We start from the raw sequence: 19,442 nt of genomic DNA on the forward strand, positions 1-19,442 counted from the left end.
GGCCTACCGGTTGGGGGCGGTGGCGGTGGTGGTCCGCCCGGCGGCGAAGGCCTCCACGGCCTGGCGCACGGTCATGTCGCCCATGTCCTGGATCACGGCGATGCCCGCGGCCTTGAGGGCGGCGAAGGCCTTGGGGCCGACGTAGCCCGTGAGCAGCGCGCTGGCGCCCGCCCGGGCGATGGCCTCGGCGGCGTTGATGCCCGCGCCCTGGCTCATGGCCTGGGACGCGCCGTTGTCCACGTACTGGAACTCCCAGGTGGCGGGGTCCACCACCATGAAGCCTGCGGCCCGGCCAAAGCGCGGGTCGATGAGCGAATCAAGGGTCAGGCCCTCGCTGGTCACGGCAATCTTGGTCATGGTCGTCTCCTGGCTCCGGGGCGCCTGCCCGGGGCTTTTTCTGCATTGCGGTTTCACGGCCCAGTGGCCGCCCTCGATACGCAGGGCCTGGCCCGTGGTCAGGGCCCGGGCCACGGTGGTCCGGGCCTGGGCCAGCACGCGCCCGAAGGTGTGGCGCGACACCTCCATGACGGCGGCGGCCTGCTCCATGGTCAGCCCTTCCAGGTCGGCCAGGCGCAGGGCTTCCAGCCCTTCCACACTGAGGCGGGCTTCCTCCAGCTCGCGCAGGGGGATGCCGCGCGGCTTGTAGAAATCCACCCGGGGGGTCTTCTCGATGCGGCGGCACTTGCGGGGTCGTGGCACGATGGGCCCTCCTGTTTTGCTCGTATGAGCAGATAGGACTCGGGCGACATTGTGTCAACCACTGATAAAAACACGACTTTTTGCGTATGCTACGAAACCGATAGAGAAATGTAGGGAAATACAGGAGTGGCGCGGGGTTGGGTGCGGCGGCGGGTGGCGGGCGGCGGTGGCGCCGGGGGCGGGGTTGAGAACGGCAGGCCGGGCAGGGCGGTGGAGAAGGGGGGCAGCGCTGGCGGCGCCGGAGTTGGGGCAGGGCATGCTGCGGGCGGGGCAGGGGCAGGGCAGAGGGGGCGCAGACGGGCAGCGGGACGGGGTCAGGCAGGGGCAGAGGGGCAGGGCGAAGGCGGCGAAACAGGTGGGCGGCGGCGGCGGGGCCGGAAAAGGCCCGGGGCCGCGCTGGCGCGGCCCCGGGGGCGTGGTGTGACGCGGTGTGGACGCGGGCGGGTTCAGGGCAGGGGCGGGGCCCCCGGGGCTGCGTGGGCCCGCTGGCCGCCGACCCAGGTTTCCAGCACCGCGATGTGCTCCAGGGCGTCCGGGGCCGTGGCGAAGGGGTCGGCGCCAAGGACCGTCAGGTCCGCGCGCATCCCGGGGCGCAGGCAGCCGCGCTCGGCCTCGGCGAAAACCGCGTGGGCGGCCTGGGTGGTGAACATGGCCAGGGCCTCGGCCAGGGTGACCGACTGTTCGGGGTAGGGGTGGCGCATGGCGTCGGCCACGGCGCGCAGGGGCGCGTAGGGCGTCACCGGGCTGTCGGAGCCGCCGCACACGCAGACCCCGGCGTCCAGGATGCTGCGGTAGGGATGCAGGCGCCGGGCGCGGTGCGGCCCGAAAAGCTCCACCATGTGCGCCAGCCGGGGCCCGGCGATGAACTCCGAGAGGAAGGCGGGCTGCATGGAGGCCACCATGCCGGCGGCGGCCATGCGGTCGATCTGGCCCCTGGTCGGCAGCTCGAAATGCTCGATGCGGTGGCGGGCGTCGGCCCGGGGCGCCATGCGCTGGGCGCGCTCCACGGCCCGCAGCACCTGCTCGATGGCCCGGTCGGACTCGCAGTGCACGGCCACCTGGAGGCCCTGGCTGTGGGCCGCCAGCACGAAATCGTCCATGGTCTGCTGGCTGTAGAGCAGGGTGCCGTCGTTGCCCGGGTCGTCGCAGTAGGGCTCGAACAGGGCGGCGGTGCGCGCGTCCAGCTCGCCGTCGGCGCAGATGCACCCGCCCACCCGGGGCAGGCCCAGGGCTTCGACCTCGGCCAGATCCATGCTCTGGTTCCAGCAGAGCACGGGCAGGGGCAGCCGGGGCGCGCAGTCCAGCAGCAGCCGTGAGCCGCCCGGGGTCAGCTCGCCGCCTTCCATGGACTGGACCAGGGTCACCCCGGCGGCCAGGGCCTGGCGCGCGGCGGTGGCGGCGGCGGCTTCCAGCTCGGCCCGAGCCATGGCCCGCAGCACGCCCGGGAAGACGTGGGTCAGGATGCCGGGGTCGCGGACCACGCCCGTGGGCGCGCCGCCGCGCAGGTCCAGCCCGGGCACGGCCCGGGGGGTGTCCAGCAGCCCCAGGGCGGCCAGGGCCGCGCCGCTCAGCGCGCAGCGGTGCAGGGTGGGGTGGAAGAGCACCACCGGGCGCCCGGGCGCCACGCGGTCCAGCTCCCGGGCCTCGGGCATGCGGCCCTGGGCCAGGTTCTGGTCCTCGAGCAGGAAGCCGCGCAGCCAGGCGCCCGGGGGCAGGGCGGCGCAGGCCCCGGCCACCAGGTCGCCCACGTCGTCCAGGCTGCGCGCCGCCGCCAGGTCCAGCCCCTGGGCGACCAGGCCCGTGAGCAGCATGTGCGAGTGGCAGTCCATGAACCCCGGCAGCACCGTGGCCCCGCCCATGTCGCGCCGGGTCAGGCCCTGGTCCAGCAGCGGGGCCAGCTCGGCCTCGCTGCCCAGGGCCAGCACGCGCCCGCCCTGTACGGCCAGGGCCGCATGGGGCGTGGCCCCGCCGTCCAGGGCATGCACGCGCGCGTTGACGAAAAGCACCCCCGCGTTCATGACGCGGCCTCCCCGCCGTCCAGGGTCAGCAGCGCGCCGTAGGTCTCGGGCCTGCGGTCGCGGAACAGGCCCCAGCCCGCGCGGCGCGCGGCGATGGCCGCGAAGTCGAAGGCCGCCAGGGCCACGCCTTCTTCGGCGCGTTCCAGGTGCGCGGCCAGCTCCCCCGTGGGCCCGGCCAGGAAGGACGAGCCGTAGAAGGTCATGGCGAAGGCCGCGCCCTGCTCCTGGCCCACGCGGTTGGCCGCCGCCAGAGGCGTCATGTTGGCTGCCGCGTGGCCCTGCATGGTCCGCCGCCAGTGGTCGCGCGAGTCCCAGTCCGGGTCCGTGGGTTCGGAGCCGATGGCCGTGGGGTAGAGCAGCAGGTCCGCGCCCATGAGGGCCATGGCCCGGGCGCACTCGGGGAACCACTGGTCCCAGCAGACACCCGCGCCCACGGCGCCGTGGCGCGTACGCCAGACGCGAAAGCCCGTGTCGCCGGGGCTGAAGTAGTACTTCTCCTCGTAGCCCGGGCCCTGGGGGATGTGCGTCTTGCGGTAGACCCCCAGCAGGGCGCCGCCCGCGTCGAGCATGGCCAGGGAGTTGAAATAGGCCTGGCCCCGGCGCTCGAAGAAGCTCACGGGCAGCACCACACCCAGCTCGGCGGCCAGGGCGGCCATGCGCCGCACGGCGGGGCTGTCCTGCAGCGTGCGGGCCAGGGCGAAGTGGACGGGGTCCTGGTCCTTGCAGAAGTAGGGCCCGCTGAACAGCTCGGGGAGCAGCACCACCTGCGCCCCGCGCCCGGCGGCCTCGCGCACCAGCTCTCCGGCGCGGTCCAGGTTGCGCTGCTCGTCCTGCGTGCAGGCCATCTGCACGACGGCGACCACGGTTTCGGCCATGTGCGGCTCCTAGAAGGGCGGCAGGGGCGGCCCTGCCGGCTGTTGCTGGGTGATGCAGTGGATGCCCCCGCCGCCCCGGAAGATGTCCAGGGACGGCACCTGGACCACCTCGCGGCCCGGGAAGGCCCGGGCCAGGGTCTCGCGGGCCCGGGCGTCGGTTTCGGGGGCGTCGAAGCTGGACATGACCAGCCCGCCGTTGGCCAGGTAGAAGTTGATGTAGGACAGGTCCAGGCGCTTGCCGCCGTGATCCACGCGCGGCGGCTGGTCCACGGGGATGATTTCCAGGCGGCGCCCGGCGGCGTCGGTGGCCAGCTCCAGGCGGCGCAGGTTGTCCTGGTAGACGCGGGAGTTGTGGTCCTCGGGGTCGGTGCAGCGGTGCAGCAGCACGGCCCCGGGCCGCGTGAAGCAGCACACGATGTCCACATGGCCGCGCGTGTCGTCGTCCTCCAGGCCCTCGCCCAGCCAGATGACCTTGCGCACACCCAGGTAGGCCGCGAAAAGTTCCTCGAAGTCGGCCTTGGTCAGCCCCGCGTTGCGCCGGGGGTCGAGCAGGCACTGCTCGGTGGTGATGAGCGTGCCCTGGCCGTCCACATGGATGGACCCGCCCTCCAGGATGAACGGCGCGGGGTAGCGGCGCATGTTCTGCGATTCCAGGATGCGCTGGGCGATGTCCGTGTCGTGGCTGCGCTCGGTGTAGAAGTGGCCCCAGGCGTTGAAGAGCCAGGAGATGCCCGCCACGCGGCCCTGGGCGTCGGTGACGAAGGTCGGGCCGAAGTCGCGGGTCCAGGCGTCCTCCACGGGCAGTTCCATGACCTCTACCCCCGAGCCGCACAGGCAGGCGGCGTGGCGGGCGTGCTCGGGGCGGGCCAGCATGGTCACGGGCTCGAAGCGGCCCACGGCGCGGGCCACGGCGGCGTAGGCCTCGCGGGCCCGGCCCAGGCCCTGGCCCCACAGGGATTCCAGGCAGGGCCAGGCCATCCAGCAGCGCGCGTGGGGTGCCCATTCGGCGGGCATGGCCAGCCCGTCGCTGGCCGGGGCGCGCACGGGAATGCGCACCGGCGGGTGGCCGTAGGCTGCGGAGTCGGTCCCGGGTCGGCCAGCCCCGGGCTCCGGCAGAGTGCCGGGCCGGGAGCCCGGCGGGCCCCCGGCGGTGTCGGTTTCGGTATGCATAGTCTTCTCCCTCAGGAGTTGAGGATCATGACGTGCTTGGTCACCAGGTAGTCGCCCACGGCCTCGCTGGAGAGATCCTTGCCGAAGCCGGACTGCTTGAAGCCGCCGTGGGGCGTCTCCGAGGTCAGGGGCAGGTGGTCGTTGACCCACACGGTGCCGAACTCCAGAGCGGCGGACACGCGCATGGCCCGGGCCACGTCGGCGGTGAACACGCTGGAGGCCAGCCCGTAGATCACGTCGTTGCCCATGGCCACGGCCTGGGCTTCGGTGTCGAAGGTCTGGACGGTGATGACCGGGCCGAAGACCTCCTGCTGGACGATCTCCGCACCCTGGGCCACCCCGGTGATGACCGTGGGGGCGTAGAAGTGCCCGGGGCCTGCGTCGGGCAGTGCGGCGCCGCCCGTGAGCACCCTGGCTCCGGCGGCCCGGGCGCGGTCCACGAACCCGGCCACGGTCTTCAGGTGCCCGGCGGAGATCAGCGGGCCCATCTGCGTGCCCGGGGCGAAGGGGTCGCCCACGGCCACGGCGCGCATGGCCTCCACCAGGGCCTCGGTGACTTCCTTCTCGCGGCTCTTGTGGACGTAGACGCGGGTGGCCGCGGTGCAGTCCTGCCCGGAGTTGCAGAAGGCCGCCAGGGAGGCCTTGGCCGCCACGTGGGCGGGGTCGGCGTCCTCGAAGACCAGCACCGGGGCCTTGCCGCCCAGCTCCAGGTGTACGCGCTTCAAGGTGTCCGCGCAGGAGCGCATCACGTCCTTGCCCGTTTCCGTTGCGCCGGTGATGCTGACCATGCGCACGTCGGGGTGGGCGGTGAGCTGGCGGCCCACCCCGCCGGTGATGACGTTGACCACCCCGTCGGGGATGCCCGCCTCGGCGGTCAGCTCGCCCAGGAGCAGCGCCGTGCGCGGTGTGAGCGACGCGGGCTTGAGCACCGTGGTGCAGCCCGCCGCCAGGGCCGGGCCGAGCTTCCACACGGCCATGAGGATGGGGTAGTTCCACGGGGCGATCTGCCCGACCACGCCCACGGGCTCGCGGCGGTAGAGCGAGGTGTAGCCGGGCATGTACTCCCCGGCGTGGTGGCCGTGGGTGTCGCGCACGGCGGCGGCGAAGAAGCGCATGTTGTCGATGCAAAACGGCAGGTCCGCGCCCAGGCTCAGGAACTCGTAGGGCTTGCCCGTGTCTTCGGACTCCACCCGGGCCAGGGTCTCGATGTTGGCCTGCATCAGCTCGGCCAGCTTCCACAGCGCGGCCTGGCGCTGGCCCCGGGGCAGGCGCGACCAGCGCCCGTCCTCGAAGGCGGCCCTGGCGGCGGCCACGGCGCGGTCCACGTCGGCGGGGTCGCCCGCCGGAACGCTGCCCACGGTCTGCCCCGTGGCGGGGTTTTCCACCTCGATGCGCGCGGTGGACGCCGAATCCGTCCACTGCCCGTTGATCCACAGTTGCATGTCCTTGGCTACGGCGACTGGCATGATCGGCCTCCTTGCGGCGTCAGGCCGCGATGCCCCGAAGGGTGTCTTCCAGGCGGTTGAGCATTTCGTCGAGCACGTCGTAGGGCACGTTGAGGGCGGGTTCGATGCGGATGCACTCCGCGTTGGTCAGGGTGCCCGCCGTGAGCACGCGGCGCGAGAACAGCCCGGCGGCGACCTTGTAGCCCACCTCGCCGCTCATGAATTCCAGGCCGATGAGCAGGCCCTTGCCGCGAATCTCGCGGAAGATGCCGGGGTGGCGCTCGGCCAGCCCCTGCAGGCGGGGCATGAGGTAGTCGTTCTTGGCCTTGGCCTGGGCGGGCAGGTCTTCCTCGAACATGACCTCGATGCCCGCCAGGGCCGAGGCGCAGGCCAGGGGGTTGCCGCCGGTGGTGGTGGTGTGCATGAAGGGGTTGGGCTCCAGCACCTTCCAGATCTCCGGGGTGGACATGAAGCCCGACAGGGGCACCACGCCGCCGCCCAGGGCCTTGCCGAAGCACATGATGTCCGGGGCCACGTCCCAGTGGTCCACGCCGAAGATGGCCCCGGTGCGCCCGAAGCCGGTCTGGACCTCGTCGGCGATGAGCAGCGCGCCGTAGCGGGTGCACAGCTCGCGCAGGCGCGGCCAGTAGTCGTCGGGCGGGGCCACGGCCCCGGCCTCGCCCTGCACGGGCTCGGCGATGACGGCGGCAATGCCCTCGCCCACGGCCTTGGCCGAGGCCAGGTGCGCCTCCACGGCGTCGGCGTCGCCAAAGGGCGCGAAGCGCACGTTGCCCAGCAGCGGCAGAAGCGGCTCGCGGAACATGGCCTTGCCCATGACCGACAGCGAGCCCAGGGTCTTGCCGTGGAAGCCCTTGAGGGTCGAAATGAATCCGGCCTTGCCGGTGTGGAACTTGGCCAGCTTGAGCGCGCCTTCCACGGCCTCGGTGCCGCTGTTGGCGAAGAACCCGTACTGGATGTCGCCGGGGGTCATGGCCGCCAGCACCTTGCCCAGCTGGGCGCGCAGGGGGTCGAGCATTTCCTGGCTGTACTGCGGGGAGCGGTCGAGCTGGGCCTTGACGGCCTCGACGATGCGCGGGTGGCGGATGCCGTAGCTGTACAGGCCGAAGCCGCCGAGCATGTCGATGAACTCGCGCCCGAGCACGTCGCGCAGGATGGAGCCCTGGCCCATCCACTCCGTCACGGCGAAGCCGCCGGACTCGGTGACGGACTTGCGGTATTGCAAAAAGCCCTTGTTGATGTGGTTGGCGAAGTTCTCGGTGGTGTCCCGGGCGATGCGTTCGCGCTCCTGTTGGGTGATGGCCTCTTCGGGCTTGCGCACGATGTCCAGGATGCGTGAGGCTTCCGCCTTGGCCAGTGCGAGGTCGCGGTGCATTCGGTCTCCTTGTGTTGCGGTGGCGGGGCGCCGCCGGGGGCCGGGGGAGGGGCTGTGGCCCCTCCCCGCGCGGCGCCCTAGCGGGTTTTGATCATCGTCCAGAGTTCGTCGTAGATGCGGTTGTCCTTGCCCAGGTCGCGCAGGAGCTGGAGCTTGTCCATGTACTCCGCCGGGGGGTAGATGGCGGGGTTCTCGCGGTCGGCGGGGGTGATGAACTCCATGGCCGCGCCGTTGGGCGTGGGGTACTGGGTCCAGTTGGAGAGCACGGCGCCGGTCTTGGCTTCGAGCACATAGTCGATGAACTGGTGCGCGGCTTCGGGGTTGGGGGCCTTCTTGGGGATGCACAGGCTGTCCACCCACATCACGGCGCCCTCGGCGGGGTTGGCGAAGCCGGAGGTCGGGTCCTCGGCCACGGCGCGCAGGCCGTCGCCGTTGTAGACGATGGCCGCCACGGCGGCCCCGGCCACGACCTTGCTGCGCGCGCCGGTGCCGACCTCGAAGCCCTGGAAATACGGGCTCTTCTTCACCTTGAGCATCAGCTCGGCCAGGGCCTTGAGGTCGTCCTTGTCGGTGGTGTTGGCGTCCTTGCCCATGTAGCACAGGGCGCTGCCCAGCATCTCGCGCACGGAGTCGATGAGCACGAAGGGGCCGACCTGCTTGGTCTCGTCGAACATCACGGCCCACGACGGCGGGTCGCCGGGCACCTTGTCCTTCTTGTACATCATGCCCAGGGTGCCCCACTGGTAGGCGGCGCTGAACTTGTTGCCCGGGTCGTACACGGGGCTGACGAACTTGGGCGCCAGGTTCTTCAGGTTGGGCACCTTGGCGTGGTCGATCTCGGCCAGCAGGTCGAGGTTGATCAGCGTCGGCATCACGTAGTCCGAGGGCACGATGATGTCGTACTGGGCCACGCCTCCGGCCTGGAGCTTGGCGATCATCTCCTCCATGGACTCGTAGTAGTCCACGCGGACCTTGATGCCCGTGCGCTCCTCGAAGGTCGGCACGAAGTCCTCGGGCATGTACTCCGACCAGATGAACAGGCGCATCTCCTTGTCGGCGGCCAGGGCCAGGTGGGCGGCGAACAGGACCATCGCCAGGGTCAGCAGCAGCTTGCGCATGGGGGGTCTCCTCGGGCTATGGGTTGCTTTGTTTGCGTGACAGGCGTTCGGACAGCATGACCAGCACCACCGTGACCAGCAGGGCCAGGGTGGACAGGGCGTGGATTTCGGGCGTCACCCCCCGGCGCACCGAGGCGTAGATGTACAGCGGCAGGGTGACGGAGGTGGGCCCGGCGGTGAAGAAGCTGATGACGAAGTCGTCCAGGGACAGGGTGAAGGCCAGCATGGCCCCGCCGACGATGCCGGGCTTGAGCAGCGGCAGGGTCACATGGCGCAGGATGTAGGCGTTGTCGGCGTACAGGTCGCGCGCGGCCTCTTCCAGGTCCTTGGTGATGGCCTCCAGGCGCGCGCCCACCACCAGCGCCACGAAGGAGATCTGGAAGGTGATGTGCCCGATGATCATGTTGAGCATGCCCGGCTCGAAGGCCGAGGAGATCAGGCGCAGCACGCCGAAGGCCACGGCCAGGGCCGCCGCGAAGACGATCTCGGGGGTGACCACCGGCAGGTGCAGGTTCACGTCCAGGGCCGAGAAGACCCGGCGCGACCAGGGGTGGCGGTGCAGCCCGATGGCCAGCACCGTGCCGATGACCGTGGCCAGCACGGTGGAGACCGTGGCCAGGAACACGGTGTTGCGCGCGGCCTCCATGATCTGCTCGTTGGCCAGCAGCCGGGCGTACCAGTCCAGGGTGAAGCCCTTCCACGACAGGCCGAAGCGCGAGGCGTTGACCGAGAACACGGCCACGGCCAGAAGCGGCACATACAGGAACGCCAGCGCGCCCAGGGCCGTGGCGGGCACAAGCCAGTGGAAGCGCCTCATCGGTCGCACTCCCTGTCTTTGCGGTCGTACTTGCGGTGCACGTGCAGGCCGATGAGCGTCAGCACCATGAGCGCGAAGCTCACGGCGGCGCCGAAGGGCCAGTCGCGGCTGGTGCCGAACTGCTGCTGGATCAGGTTGCCCACCAGCATGTACTTGGCCCCGCCCAGGAAGTCGGGCACCACGAACATGCCCATGGCCGGGATGAAGGTCAGGGTGATGCCCACGGACAGGCCGGGCACGGTCTGCGGCCAGATGGCGCACCAGAACACGCGCCAGCGCCCGCTGTAGAGGTCGCGCGCGGCCTCCACCAGGGTCCAGTCCAGCTTTTCCACGCTGGAGTAGAGCGGCAGGGTCACGAAGGGCAGGAAGGTGCCGATCATGCCCAGGTAGACCGCCAGGGCGCTGGGGTACAGCGGGCTGCCCTCGGGCACCAGCCCGGCCATGGCCGCCAGCCGCGCCAGGGGCAGCTGCGGCGCCAGCACCAGCAGCCACGCGTAGGCCCGGATGACCAGGTTGGTCCAGAAGGGGATGATGACCAGGGTCAGCCAGAAGTAGCGCGTGCGCTCGGGCTTGTTGGCGATGTAGAAGCACAGCGGGAAGGCCAGCACCACGCAGATGAAGGAGGTCCAGAAGGCGACCCACACGCTGCGCAGCAGGATGAACAGGTAGTCCGCCGACCAGCCGAAGAGCCCGAAGCCCATGAGCCGGCGGAAGTTCTCCACGGAGAAGGTCCACTCGATCTCGCCGTAGGTGCCGCGCGTGGTGAAGCTGACCACGATGAGCAGAAGGCTCGGCAGGGCCAGGAAGAGCAGGATCCACAGCATGCCCGGCGCCGCGAAGAACAGCCCCCGGCGCATGAGCCGGGCCCGGGTGGTCAGTTCGCCGTACCAGACGAGGAAGGTGTCTTTACTCATACAGGGCCACCAGGGAGCTGGGCAGCAGTTCGACCCAGATTTCGTCGCCCTTGGCGATGCCGCGGCGCGGGGCGGCGGTCATGCGCAGGTTGCCGGGCTCCAGCCAGACCTCGGCGCTTTCGCCGCGATAGAAGACCTCGCTGACGCGCGCGCGCAGGCCGTTGCGCGCGGGGCGCTCGGGCTGGAAGACGAGGTTTTCCGGGCGGATGGCGACCTGGCCCTGGTCCCATTCGGGCAGGCGGTCCATGGCCAGCAGGCCCAGCTCGGTCATCACCCCGCCCTCCACGCGGCTGGCCTCGATGATATTGGCCTTGCCCAGGAATTCGGCCACGAAGCGGCTGTGGGGCCGCTCGTAGAGTTCGCGCGCCGGGGAGCATTGCACGATGCGCCCCTGGCGCATCACCGCGATGCGGTCCGAGACGGTCAGAGCCTCCTCCTGGTCGTGGGTGACCAGGATGAAGGTCTTGCCCAGGGACTGTTGGAGCTGGCGCAGCTCGGTCTGCACGGCCTTGCGCAGCTTGGCGTCCAGGGCGGACATGGGCTCGTCGAGCAGCAGCAGCTCCGGCTCGTTGACCAGGGCCCGGGCCAGGGCCACGCGCTGCTTCTGCCCGCCCGAAAGCTGGGCCGGGAAGCGGTCCTTCATGGGCAGCATGTGGACCATCTCCAGGGCGGCCTTGACCTTGTCGGCCACCACCTGGCCGGTCATCTTGCGCGAGCGCAGCCCGAAGGCCACGTTCTCGAAGATGGTCAGGTGCGGGAACAGGGCGTAGCTCTGGAACACGGTGTTGACGTTGCGCTCGTTGGCCGGGGCGGTGGTCACGTGGCGCCCGGAGAGCATCACCGTGCCCGAGTCGGCCAGCTCCAGCCCGGCGATGATGCGCAGCAGGGTGGTCTTGCCGCAGCCCGAGGGCCCCAGCAGGGTGAAGAACTCGCCGCGCCTGGCGATGAGGTCCACGTTGTGCAGGGCGGTCACGTCCCCGTACTTCTTGTAGATGGCGTATGCTTCCAGGCTCATGCGGCTGCCTCCGGGCGCGGGGGTGCGGCTATCCGATCCACACGGTCTTCTGGTTCATGAATTCGCGCATCCCGCTGGCGGCCAGCTCGCGGCCATAGCCCGAGGCCTTGATGCCGCCAAAGGGCAGGCGCGGGTCGCTCTTGACCAGCCCGTTGACGAACACGCTGCCCGCCTCGATGCGCCGGGCCATGGCCTCGCCCCTGGCCGCGTCGCGCGTCCAGACCGAGGCGCCCAGGCCGAAGGGCGTGGCGTTGGCCAGGGCCAGGGCGTGTTCGGCGTCGCGGGCGCGGATGACCGCCGCCACGGGGCCGAAGGTCTCCTCGTCGAAGGCGGCCATGCCGGGGGTGACCTCGGCCAGGATGGTCGGGGCGTAGAAGGCCCCGGGCCCGGGCAGGGGCGCCCCGCCGCAGACCAGCCGGGCCCCGGCGGCCACGCTGGCGTCCACCTGGGCCTGCAGTTCGCCCACCAGGTCGCGCCGGGCCAGGGGCCCGACCGTCGTGTCCGGGTCGCGCGGGTCGCCGACCACAAGGCCCGCGACGCCCCGGGCCATCAGCTCCAGAAAGGCGTCGTACACCGGCTCCTCGACGATGAAGCGCTTGGCGGCGATGCAGGTCTGGCCCGCGTTGGAGCAGCGCGACAGGACGCCCGTGGCCGCAGCCTGCTCCAGGTCCGCGTCGGCCAGGACCACGAAGGGGTCGCTGCCGCCCAGCTCCAGCAGGCTTTTCTTGAGCAGGGCCCCGGCCATGGAGGCGACCTTGGCCCCCGCCGGGCCGCTGCCCGTGAGGCTGACCCCGCACACCGCCGGGTGGGCCAGCACGGCCTGCACCTGGCGCGCGCCGATCATCAGCGTGCGGAACACGTTGTCCGGCAGCCCGGCCTCCTGGAAGACGCGCTCGATGGCCATGGCGCACTGGGGCACGTTGGAGGCGTGCTTGAGGACCATGACGTTTCCGCCCATGAGGCACGGCGCGGCCAGGCGGAAGACCTGCCACAGGGGGAAGTTCCAGGGCATGACGGCCAGCACGGCGCCCAGGGGCTCCCAGGCGACATAGGAGCGAGTGGCGTCGCTGGGCGCGGGCACGGGCTCCAGGTAGGCCGCGCCGTTGTCGGCGTAGTACTCGCAGACCAGGGCGCACTTGGCGACCTCGCCCCGGCCCTGGGTCACGGGCTTGCCCATTTCGGCGGCCATGATGCCCGCCAGGTCGTCGGCCCGGGCGCGCAGCACGGCGGCCACGGCGCGCAGGGCCTGCGCGCGCGCGTCCAGGGGCGTGGCGCGCCAGCCCAGGTAGGCCGCGCCCACGGCGTCCAGGGTCCGGGCCGTGGTGGCGGGCTCCCATTCCACGAAGGCCGCCAGGGTGGCGCCGGTGCTGGGGTCGATGGAAACCAGGGTCATGCTGCCTCCTTGCGGCTAGTCGCGGGCGGAGAAAACGTGGTCCAGGGCCTCGCGCAGGATGGCCAGCCCGCGCGTGAGGTCCGCGTCGGTGATGACCAGGGGCATCAGCGTGCGGATGACGTTGCCGTGGTGCCCGCAGGAGAGCACCAGCAGGCCGTTGTCGGTGCAGCGCGCCACCACGGCCTTGGCCTCGGTCCCGGCGGGTTCGCGGGTGGCCCGGTCGCGCACCAGCTCGATGGCCAGCATGGGCCCCAGGCCGCGCACCTCGCCGATGCAGGGCATATCGGCGGCCCAGGCCTCGAAGGTGGCGCGCACCCGGTTGCCCAGGGTGCGGGCCGTGGCCAGCAGGTTCTCGCGCTCGAAGACGTCCAGCACGGCCAGGGCCGCCGCGCAGCATACGGGGTTGCCGCCGTAGGTGCCGCCCAGGCCGCCGGGCGCGGGCACGTCCATCAGCTCCTGGCGGCCGACCACGGCGGAGATGGGCATCCCGCCACCCAGGCTCTTGGCCGTGAGGGTGATGTCGGCCTGCACGCCGTGCTGCTCCATGGCGAACATGGTGCCCGTGCGGCCGATGCCGGTCTGGATCTCGTCGGCGATGAAGACGATGCCGTGGCGGGCGCAGATGTCGGCCAGGCGCTTGAAATAGCCCGGGGGCGGCACGATGAAGCCGCCCTCGCCGGTCAGGGGCTCGACGATGAGGCAGGCCACGGACTCGGCGGCCACATGCCCGGAGAAGAACTCCTCCAGGTGGTCGGCGCAGGCCAGGTCGCAGCCGGGGTGGGTCAGGCCCTTGGGGCAGCGGTAGCAGTAGGCGTAGGGCATGCGGTAGACCTCGGGCGCGAAGGGCCCGAAGCCGAACTTGTAGTTCTTGACCTTGCTGGTCAGGGTCATGGCCAGCAGGGTACGGCCGTGGAAGGCCGTCTCGAAGCAGATCACGCCCTGGCGGCCGGTGGCGGCGCGGGCGATCTTCACGGCGTTCTCCACGGCCTCGGCGCCGCTGTTGAGCAGCAGGGCCTTCTTGGGGAAGTCGCCCGGGGTCAGGGCGCACAGGCGTTCGGCCAGGGCCACGTAGGGCTCGTACATGGCGATATGGAAGCAGGAATGCATGAGCCGCCCGGCCTGCTCGCGCACGGCAGCCACCACGTCGGGGTGGCAGTGCCCCGCATTGTTCACGCCGATGCCGCCCACGAAGTCGATGTACTCGCGGCCCTGGACGTCGGTCAGGCGGGCGCCGCTGGCGCTGGCCGCGAAGCACTGGCAGAGGTTGAAGACGCCTCGGGGCACCGCCGCGTGCCGCCGTTCCAGGAGCGAGGGTGTGGACATGGTCTGCCGCCTTGTAGGTGTTGTCGATGGCGCGGGGCGCCGGGTACGCGGCGGAATTCTACAAGGCGTGGGCCAACGCGGTATTCTTGTTTTATTTCAGTGTGTTGCCTTTTGATGGTAGCGACTTGCGGCGGGACTGATGCAAAATTGAATCAAGTATCTTCGGAACTTGGCGGAATGATACGTTTTTGCAGTGATTCAGCATTGAATCATTTTTTGATGTTTTCAATTTTGTCTATTGCGGACTTTTCGGCCCCGCCTGCACCCGGACCGCAGGCGGGGCCGGGCGGTGCAGGGCCGGGAAGGCCTTGGAGTGCGGTCTTTTATCGATTTTTTCGTCTGGCAGCCGTTGGTAACAAAAACGGCATTTCCGCGGTGCGGCGCCCTTCGTCGGGCCGCGCCCGGGCGCCTTCGGGGGGCTTTTAGGGGTCTGTTCTTCTATTATTCTGAAATTAAAAGGAAATTTGTTGACATAATTGTCAGCTCATTGCTCGGTGTGCAGGCTGGCCCCGGGGCGGGCGGCGGACAGGCGGATGCCGTGCTGGCGCAGCTTGCGCACCACGGTGGGCTGGCTCACGCCCAGGTGGGCGGCCATTTCGCGGGTGGAGCGGCAGCGCGTGGCGGCGCGCAGCAACAGGTCGCGCTCCAGGGCCGCCAGCTCGCGCGGCAGGTCGATGCCCTCCTCGGCGGGGATGGCCCGCACGCCCAGCGATTCGGCCAGGAAGCCGTCCAGCAGGTCGTCCTGGGCGATGACCACGGCCTTCTTGAGCAGGTTCATCAGCTCGCGCACGTTGCCCGGGAAGGGGTGGGCCTGGAGCAGGCTCAGGGCGTAGGGCGACAGGCGCTTGCGCGCGCCGAAGTCGCGGTTGAGGGTTTCCAGCAGCTGCGGGGCGAGCTGGAGCAGGTCTTCGGGGCGCTCGCGCAGGGGCGGGATGCGCACGGTGAAGGCGCTCAGGCGGTAGTAGAGATCCTTGCGGAAGCGCCGCCCGGCCACCTGGGCCTCCAGGTCGCGGTTGGAGGCGGCCACGATGGCGCAGTCCATGCGCCGGGGCGTGCGCGCGCCCAGGGGGTAGTATTCGCGTTCGTCCAGGCATTTGAGCAGCTTGGCCTGGGTTTCGGCAGGCATATCGCCCACCTCGTCCAGGAAGAACGTCCCGCCCCGGGCCAGGTCGAGCAGCCCGGCCTTGGCCTCGTGGGCGCCGCTGAAGGCGCCGCGTTCGTGGCCGAACAGTTCGGCCTCGAACAGCGCCGGGGGCAGGGCCGCGCAGTTGATCTGGATGAAGGGGCCCTCGGAGCGGGCGCCGTGGCGGTGGATGAACTTGGCCATCAGGCCCTTGCCCGTGCCCGATTCGCCCAGGAGCAGGATTTCCCCGGCGCCCAGGCGCGCCAGCTTGAGGGCCGTGGAGAGCACCTGGCGCATCTCCTTGCTCTCGGCCACGATGTGGTGGTCGCCCAGCTCCAGCAGGTTCAGCTCCGTCAGGGCCTCCTGGGCCTTGAGCCGGGCCTGGCGGTCCTCCTCCATGCTGGTCTGCATGAAGCGCAGGTCCGTTACGTCGCGCTCGTGGACGACCACCAGGAACAGCTCGCCAGCCTCATCGAAGACCGGCACGCCGGTGACGAACAGGTGCCGCCCGGTGCGCCGGGCCTCCTGCACGAAGCTCACCTGGCGCTTGTGCGCCAGCACTTCCAGGCTGGCCGAGCGGTCCACGATGCCCTGGGCCACCACCTGCTCCACGCGCTGGCCGATGACCTCGTCGGCGCGGATGCGGTTGTGCAGCTCCGAGGCCTTGTTGAGGTCCAGGACGGTGCCGTCGGCGGCGGTGAGCCAGATGCCGTCGGTGGACGAGTCGAAGACCGCGCGCAGGCGGCGGTTGTGCTCCTGGCAGCGGGCCAGCTGGCGGGCCGGGTCGGTGTCGCGCTCGGGCATGGTGGCCTCCTGGGGCCGGGGTGGGCGTTCCCCCGGCCCATGCAGGAAGCGTGCTCGCCGGGCTAGAAACCGTCGCCCGGCCTGGCGGGGCCCTGGCCCGGGGCCTGGGACGGCGGCGGCGCCTCGGTGGACGGGGCGGCGTCGGCCTCGGGCTCGTCGCCTGCGGCGCCGGTCACGCCGGTGCGGATTTCGCCCAGGGGCCCGGCCTGGATGGCCAGCTCCTGGAGGTCTTCCAGGTAGTGCTGGTAGCGGTCCAGGTAGAAGGCCAGGGCCTTGGCGAAGTTGCGGCCCACCAGCCCGTCCAGGAACATCTGGCTGATCTCGCGCTCGCGCTGGAGCACCATCTGCGAGAGCAGGAACACCCGGCGCTCCTCGCGGGTCATTTCGCGCAACAGCAGCATGAGCACCGTGCGCGCCCGGGGCTGGTAGAACCAGAAGTACATGAGGTCCAGGGCGTTGACGATGACCATGGAGAGCAGCTCGCGGCTTTCGACGCCCAGTTCGGTGACCAGCCGCTTGGGCGACTCCAGCAGCCGGGCCACGTCCTGGGTGGGGTGGCGCAGCTCCAGGCTGGCGTAGGTGTCGAAGAGCTGGCGGACCTTGCCGCGGTAGTCGAAGAAGCGCAGGCGCATGTTGGCCCGGCGGTCGGCCAGGCCCTCGATGACGGCGGCCACGCAGTCCGAGGCCAGCTTGGAGATCACCGCCGCCCACTTCTGCAATTCGCCGTCCACGTCGGGCACCCCGGCCTGGGCCAGGGCCGCGCCGATGGCCGCGTTGAAGCCCACGGCCAGGGGGATGGAGAGCACCGTGCGGAACAGGTTGCCGAAGGCCGCCGAGCGCGGCAGACCCCGGAACAGGTTGTGGCTCATGATGTACAGGCCGTTGACCAGGCCCATGACCGAGTACAGCAACACCGGCCCGGTGTGGGCGTTGACGCCCAGGCCCTGGTCCAGCAGCAGGCTCTTCACCAGCCAGTCCAGCAGGGGCACGGAGAAGCCGGTGTACATCAGCGAGTCGGCCAGCCGGTCCCAGCTCACGTATTCCGTCCAGCGCATGAGCGGCGAGCGCTGCACGCCGCCGGAGCCCAGCACGGACTGGATGACGTTGCGCACCCCGGTGATGCCGAACCACAGGAAGGCGCCCAGGTAGGCCAGCACCCACCAGTCCTTGGTCAGGGCGAAGGTCAGAAAGGCCGGGATGAAGCCCAGCAGGATCTTCAGCCCGTTGGACACCGAGCTGTTCATGTAGCGCAGGGCCGGGCGCTTCGGCGGGGCGGGCGGCGGGGCGTCGCAGTCCAGGTGCAGGCCGTTGCCCGCCTCGGGCCGGAAGCCGCCCAGCAGGCAGATATTGCTTTTCTCCGGCGTGGAGGAGTCGTAGCCGTCCACCACCCAGTCCACCCGGCGGTGGTAGGCCCACGAGGTCAGCAGGGGCACGGCCCGGGCCAGGCGCTCCTTCAGGCGCCAGGTCCAGGAGTCGTCGTCCTCGGGCAGGTAGGTGGCGCGGCGCAGCACGCGCACGCGTACGGGCACCGCGGCGTGGTCGGGCAGCACCTGCTCCAGGCTGCGCTGGGCCTTGCGCGGCAGGGTGTCGCGCACGACCAGGCCCATGCCTGGCACCAGGGCCGAGCTGCCCGTGGAGTCGGTGCCGATGCGCGAGGACAGCCGCGTCTTGGCGTAGGCCGCGCGCAGGCTGGCCATGCCGCCCAGCACGCGCAGCAGCTTGGCGCGCTGGTCGGCCTGCGCCGGGGCGTCGCCCAACTCCTCGATGGCGGTGACGATGGCCTTTTTCAGGCGCACGGCGTTGCCCGAGTTCAGGGCCGACTGGAGCTCGATGATCCGCTTGTTGTCCGTGGAGCGGCCGTAGGCCGTGTCCTTGTAGTTGAAGATTTCCAGGTGCGTGATGAGCCCGCCGCAGTCGTAGAGCAGCTCCAGCACATCGGCGGCGCGCAGGTGGGCCAGGTTCAGGGTGATGGTGTGCCCCGAGTGCAGCCCGGCCAGGCGCGCCAGCAGCACCGCCGGGGGCAGGCGCAGCAGCTGGGGGGTGTCCTCGTCCTGCCCGGGCACGTAGGGGTTGTGCAGCTCGGGGTTGCAGTCCGGGCACAGGTAGCCCGCGATGAGGGCCTCGATGTCCAGGGCGTTCATGCGCCGGACCCGCTCTTCGGCGGCCCTGCGCTCCTCGGGGCCCAGGGCGCAGGCCGCGCGCAGCTCCTGGGTCCTGGCGGCCAGCAGGGGGTAGAGCTGGTCGTGGATCAGCTTGGCCAAGTGGTGCAGCGAGGCCTCGCCCGAGCCGACCATGGCCGCCAGGGCCTCGCGCGTGGGCGGGGCCATGTGCAGGCCGAATTCCGCGTTGATGGCCGGCAGGTGCCGGGCGTTGAACTCGTCCAGGGCGGCCAGCACGTAGCGCTGCTGGTACTGCGACACCTCGCGGCCCTCGGCCATGAGCTGGGCCGTGTCGGGCAGCTCCAGGAAGTCCAGGAATTCCGCCGGATCGGCGATGCCGCGCGGGGTCCAGATGAAGCGCACGAAGCGCCCGCGCAGCGGCGCGCAGAACTCGATGCCCACGCGCACGCGGATGTCGGTGATGGCCCCGGCCTCGAGCAGCTCGCGGGCCACCTCGGGCGGCACGTGGTTGTAGTAGATCACCGTGAGCTGGCGGATGCCCTTGATCCAGGCGTCCATGATGAGATGCGTGGCGGACTTGCGGCCCTTGGTGTTGGCGTCGTGGACGTGGTCGTCGAAGCTGACCTGGTTCCAGGCCTCGGGCATCTCCACGAGGTGGTAGCGGCGCAGCTGCGTGGCCACCACGCGCGGCTTGCCCGTGGCGGTCTTGCGGAAGTCGCGGGCCAGTTGCAGGCGGCGCAGCTCGTCCTTCTCGCGCACCAGCTCCTTCATGATCTGCATGAGCACGCGGGCGGTGTTCATGCGCAGGTGGCTGTGGGAGCTGTGCAGGGTCTCGTCGCGCAGGGCGCGCAGGCTGCGCAGGCGCTCGTCGGCCTGGCCGCGCTCCAGGGAGCGGAACAGGCTGGCCACGGCGTAGGCGATGCGCAGGCCCTTGGTGGCGGCCATTTCCTTGATGCCGCGCGGGTGCATGATGGGCGCCAGCAGGCGCTTGAGGTCGCGGCCCTCGCGGTGGCGGAGCACGTCGGAGACGATCCCAAGGAGCTGATGGTCCTTGCGGTCGAAATACAGGCGGGAACGGATGCTGCTCTGGTACATGGGAACTCTGCCGCCGGAACCGGCCCCCGGGAGGCCGGAATGTTACGGTGCTGTCACAAGCAAATTCCAAATTTCACAATCGTCGGAAGTCGCGGGGATGTCAAGGGCTTGTCGTGGCGT

The 19,442-nt window shown here is 70.6% G+C and carries 14 protein-coding genes; all 14 read right to left on the reverse strand.

From position 1 onward, the window contains the following. Window positions 1-3: 3 nt before the first annotated feature. The gene (locus G495_RS0103000; protein WP_028586592.1) at window positions 4-699 is read right to left on the reverse strand and encodes a DUF134 domain-containing protein; all 696 of its coding nucleotides are present in this window, start codon (window positions 697-699) and stop codon (window positions 4-6) included. 446 nt (window positions 700-1,145) lie between these two features. Then, window positions 1,146-2,717, reverse strand: a complete 1,572-nt coding sequence (locus G495_RS17305; protein ID WP_051445009.1) for an amidohydrolase — start codon at window positions 2,715-2,717, stop codon at window positions 1,146-1,148. After that, the gene (gene aguB / locus G495_RS0103010) at window positions 2,714-3,592 is read right to left on the reverse strand and encodes an N-carbamoylputrescine amidase (protein WP_028586593.1); all 879 of its coding nucleotides are present in this window, start codon (window positions 3,590-3,592) and stop codon (window positions 2,714-2,716) included. The genes G495_RS17305 and aguB overlap by 4 nt, the downstream gene beginning before the upstream one ends. Window positions 3,593-3,601: 9 nt before the next feature. Further along, window positions 3,602-4,762 (reverse strand): agmatine deiminase family protein, encoded by a 1,161-nt coding sequence (locus tag G495_RS0103015; RefSeq protein ID WP_211234123.1) that lies wholly within the window; start codon window positions 4,760-4,762, stop codon window positions 3,602-3,604. Window positions 4,763-4,773: 11 nt separating this feature from the next. Further along, entirely contained in the window at window positions 4,774-6,228 is a 1,455-nt protein-coding gene (locus G495_RS0103020) for an aminobutyraldehyde dehydrogenase (protein WP_051445010.1), read from the reverse strand. A gap of 19 nt (window positions 6,229-6,247) precedes the next feature. Beyond that, a complete protein-coding gene (locus G495_RS0103025; RefSeq protein WP_028586596.1) occupies window positions 6,248-7,600 on the reverse strand; it encodes a putrescine aminotransferase in 1,353 nt (450 codons plus the stop codon). 77 nt (window positions 7,601-7,677) lie between these two features. Then, complete coding sequence (locus G495_RS0103030; protein WP_028586597.1) at window positions 7,678-8,718, reverse strand: polyamine ABC transporter substrate-binding protein; 1,041 nt, start codon at window positions 8,716-8,718, stop codon at window positions 7,678-7,680. A gap of 16 nt (window positions 8,719-8,734) precedes the next feature. Then, a complete protein-coding gene (locus tag G495_RS0103035; protein WP_028586598.1) occupies window positions 8,735-9,535 on the reverse strand; it encodes an ABC transporter permease in 801 nt (266 codons plus the stop codon). Further along, complete coding sequence (locus tag G495_RS0103040) at window positions 9,532-10,449, reverse strand: ABC transporter permease (RefSeq protein WP_028586599.1); 918 nt, start codon at window positions 10,447-10,449, stop codon at window positions 9,532-9,534. Before G495_RS0103040 ends, G495_RS0103035 begins: the two co-directional genes overlap by 4 nt. Next, window positions 10,442-11,464, reverse strand: coding sequence for an ABC transporter ATP-binding protein (locus G495_RS0103045; protein WP_028586600.1), 1,023 nt, complete (start codon window positions 11,462-11,464; stop codon window positions 10,442-10,444). The genes G495_RS0103040 and G495_RS0103045 overlap by 8 nt, the downstream gene beginning before the upstream one ends. 28 nt (window positions 11,465-11,492) lie before the next feature. After that, window positions 11,493-12,857 (reverse strand): NAD-dependent succinate-semialdehyde dehydrogenase, encoded by a 1,365-nt coding sequence (locus G495_RS0103050; RefSeq protein WP_028586601.1) that lies wholly within the window; start codon window positions 12,855-12,857, stop codon window positions 11,493-11,495. 15 nt (window positions 12,858-12,872) lie between these two features. Further along, window positions 12,873-14,180, reverse strand: a complete 1,308-nt coding sequence (gene gabT / locus G495_RS0103055; protein ID WP_028586602.1) for a 4-aminobutyrate--2-oxoglutarate transaminase — start codon at window positions 14,178-14,180, stop codon at window positions 12,873-12,875. A gap of 484 nt (window positions 14,181-14,664) precedes the next feature. After that, on the reverse strand, window positions 14,665-16,107 hold the full coding sequence (locus G495_RS17310; protein WP_051445011.1) for a sigma-54 interaction domain-containing protein: 1,443 nt from the start codon (window positions 16,105-16,107) through the stop codon (window positions 14,665-14,667). Between the two features lie 62 nt (window positions 16,108-16,169). Further along, the gene (locus tag G495_RS17315; protein WP_211234124.1) at window positions 16,170-19,322 is read right to left on the reverse strand and encodes a hypothetical protein; all 3,153 of its coding nucleotides are present in this window, start codon (window positions 19,320-19,322) and stop codon (window positions 16,170-16,172) included. Window positions 19,323-19,442: the final 120 nt, after the last annotated feature.

It is taken from the genome of Desulfocurvus vexinensis DSM 17965 (assembly GCF_000519125.1).
Classification (GTDB): domain Bacteria; phylum Desulfobacterota; class Desulfovibrionia; order Desulfovibrionales; family Desulfovibrionaceae; genus Desulfocurvus; species Desulfocurvus vexinensis.

Excerpts from the sequence above, each read along its gene's own strand:
- aguB (WP_028586593.1), bottom strand. The coding sequence starts at position 3,592 with ATGGCCGAAACCGTGGTCGCCGTCGTGCAGATGGCCTGCACGCAGGAC.
- G495_RS0103040 (WP_028586599.1), bottom strand. The coding sequence starts at position 10,449 with ATGAGTAAAGACACCTTCCTCGTCTGGTACGGCGAACTGACCACCCGG.
- G495_RS0103050 (WP_028586601.1), bottom strand. The coding sequence starts at position 12,857 with ATGACCCTGGTTTCCATCGACCCCAGCACCGGCGCCACCCTGGCGGCC.
- G495_RS0103025 (WP_028586596.1), bottom strand. The coding sequence starts at position 7,600 with ATGCACCGCGACCTCGCACTGGCCAAGGCGGAAGCCTCACGCATCCTG.
- G495_RS17305 (WP_051445009.1), bottom strand. The coding sequence starts at position 2,717 with ATGAACGCGGGGGTGCTTTTCGTCAACGCGCGCGTGCATGCCCTGGAC.
- G495_RS17315 (WP_211234124.1), bottom strand. The coding sequence starts at position 19,322 with ATGTACCAGAGCAGCATCCGTTCCCGCCTGTATTTCGACCGCAAGGAC.
- gabT (WP_028586602.1), bottom strand. The coding sequence starts at position 14,180 with ATGTCCACACCCTCGCTCCTGGAACGGCGGCACGCGGCGGTGCCCCGA.
- G495_RS0103045 (WP_028586600.1), bottom strand. The coding sequence starts at position 11,464 with ATGAGCCTGGAAGCATACGCCATCTACAAGAAGTACGGGGACGTGACC.
- G495_RS0103030 (WP_028586597.1), bottom strand. The coding sequence starts at position 8,718 with ATGCGCAAGCTGCTGCTGACCCTGGCGATGGTCCTGTTCGCCGCCCAC.
- G495_RS0103015 (WP_211234123.1), bottom strand. The coding sequence starts at position 4,762 with ATGCATACCGAAACCGACACCGCCGGGGGCCCGCCGGGCTCCCGGCCC.
- G495_RS0103020 (WP_051445010.1), bottom strand. The coding sequence starts at position 6,228 with ATGCCAGTCGCCGTAGCCAAGGACATGCAACTGTGGATCAACGGGCAG.
- G495_RS0103035 (WP_028586598.1), bottom strand. The coding sequence starts at position 9,535 with ATGAGGCGCTTCCACTGGCTTGTGCCCGCCACGGCCCTGGGCGCGCTG.
- G495_RS17310 (WP_051445011.1), bottom strand. The coding sequence starts at position 16,107 with ATGCCCGAGCGCGACACCGACCCGGCCCGCCAGCTGGCCCGCTGCCAG.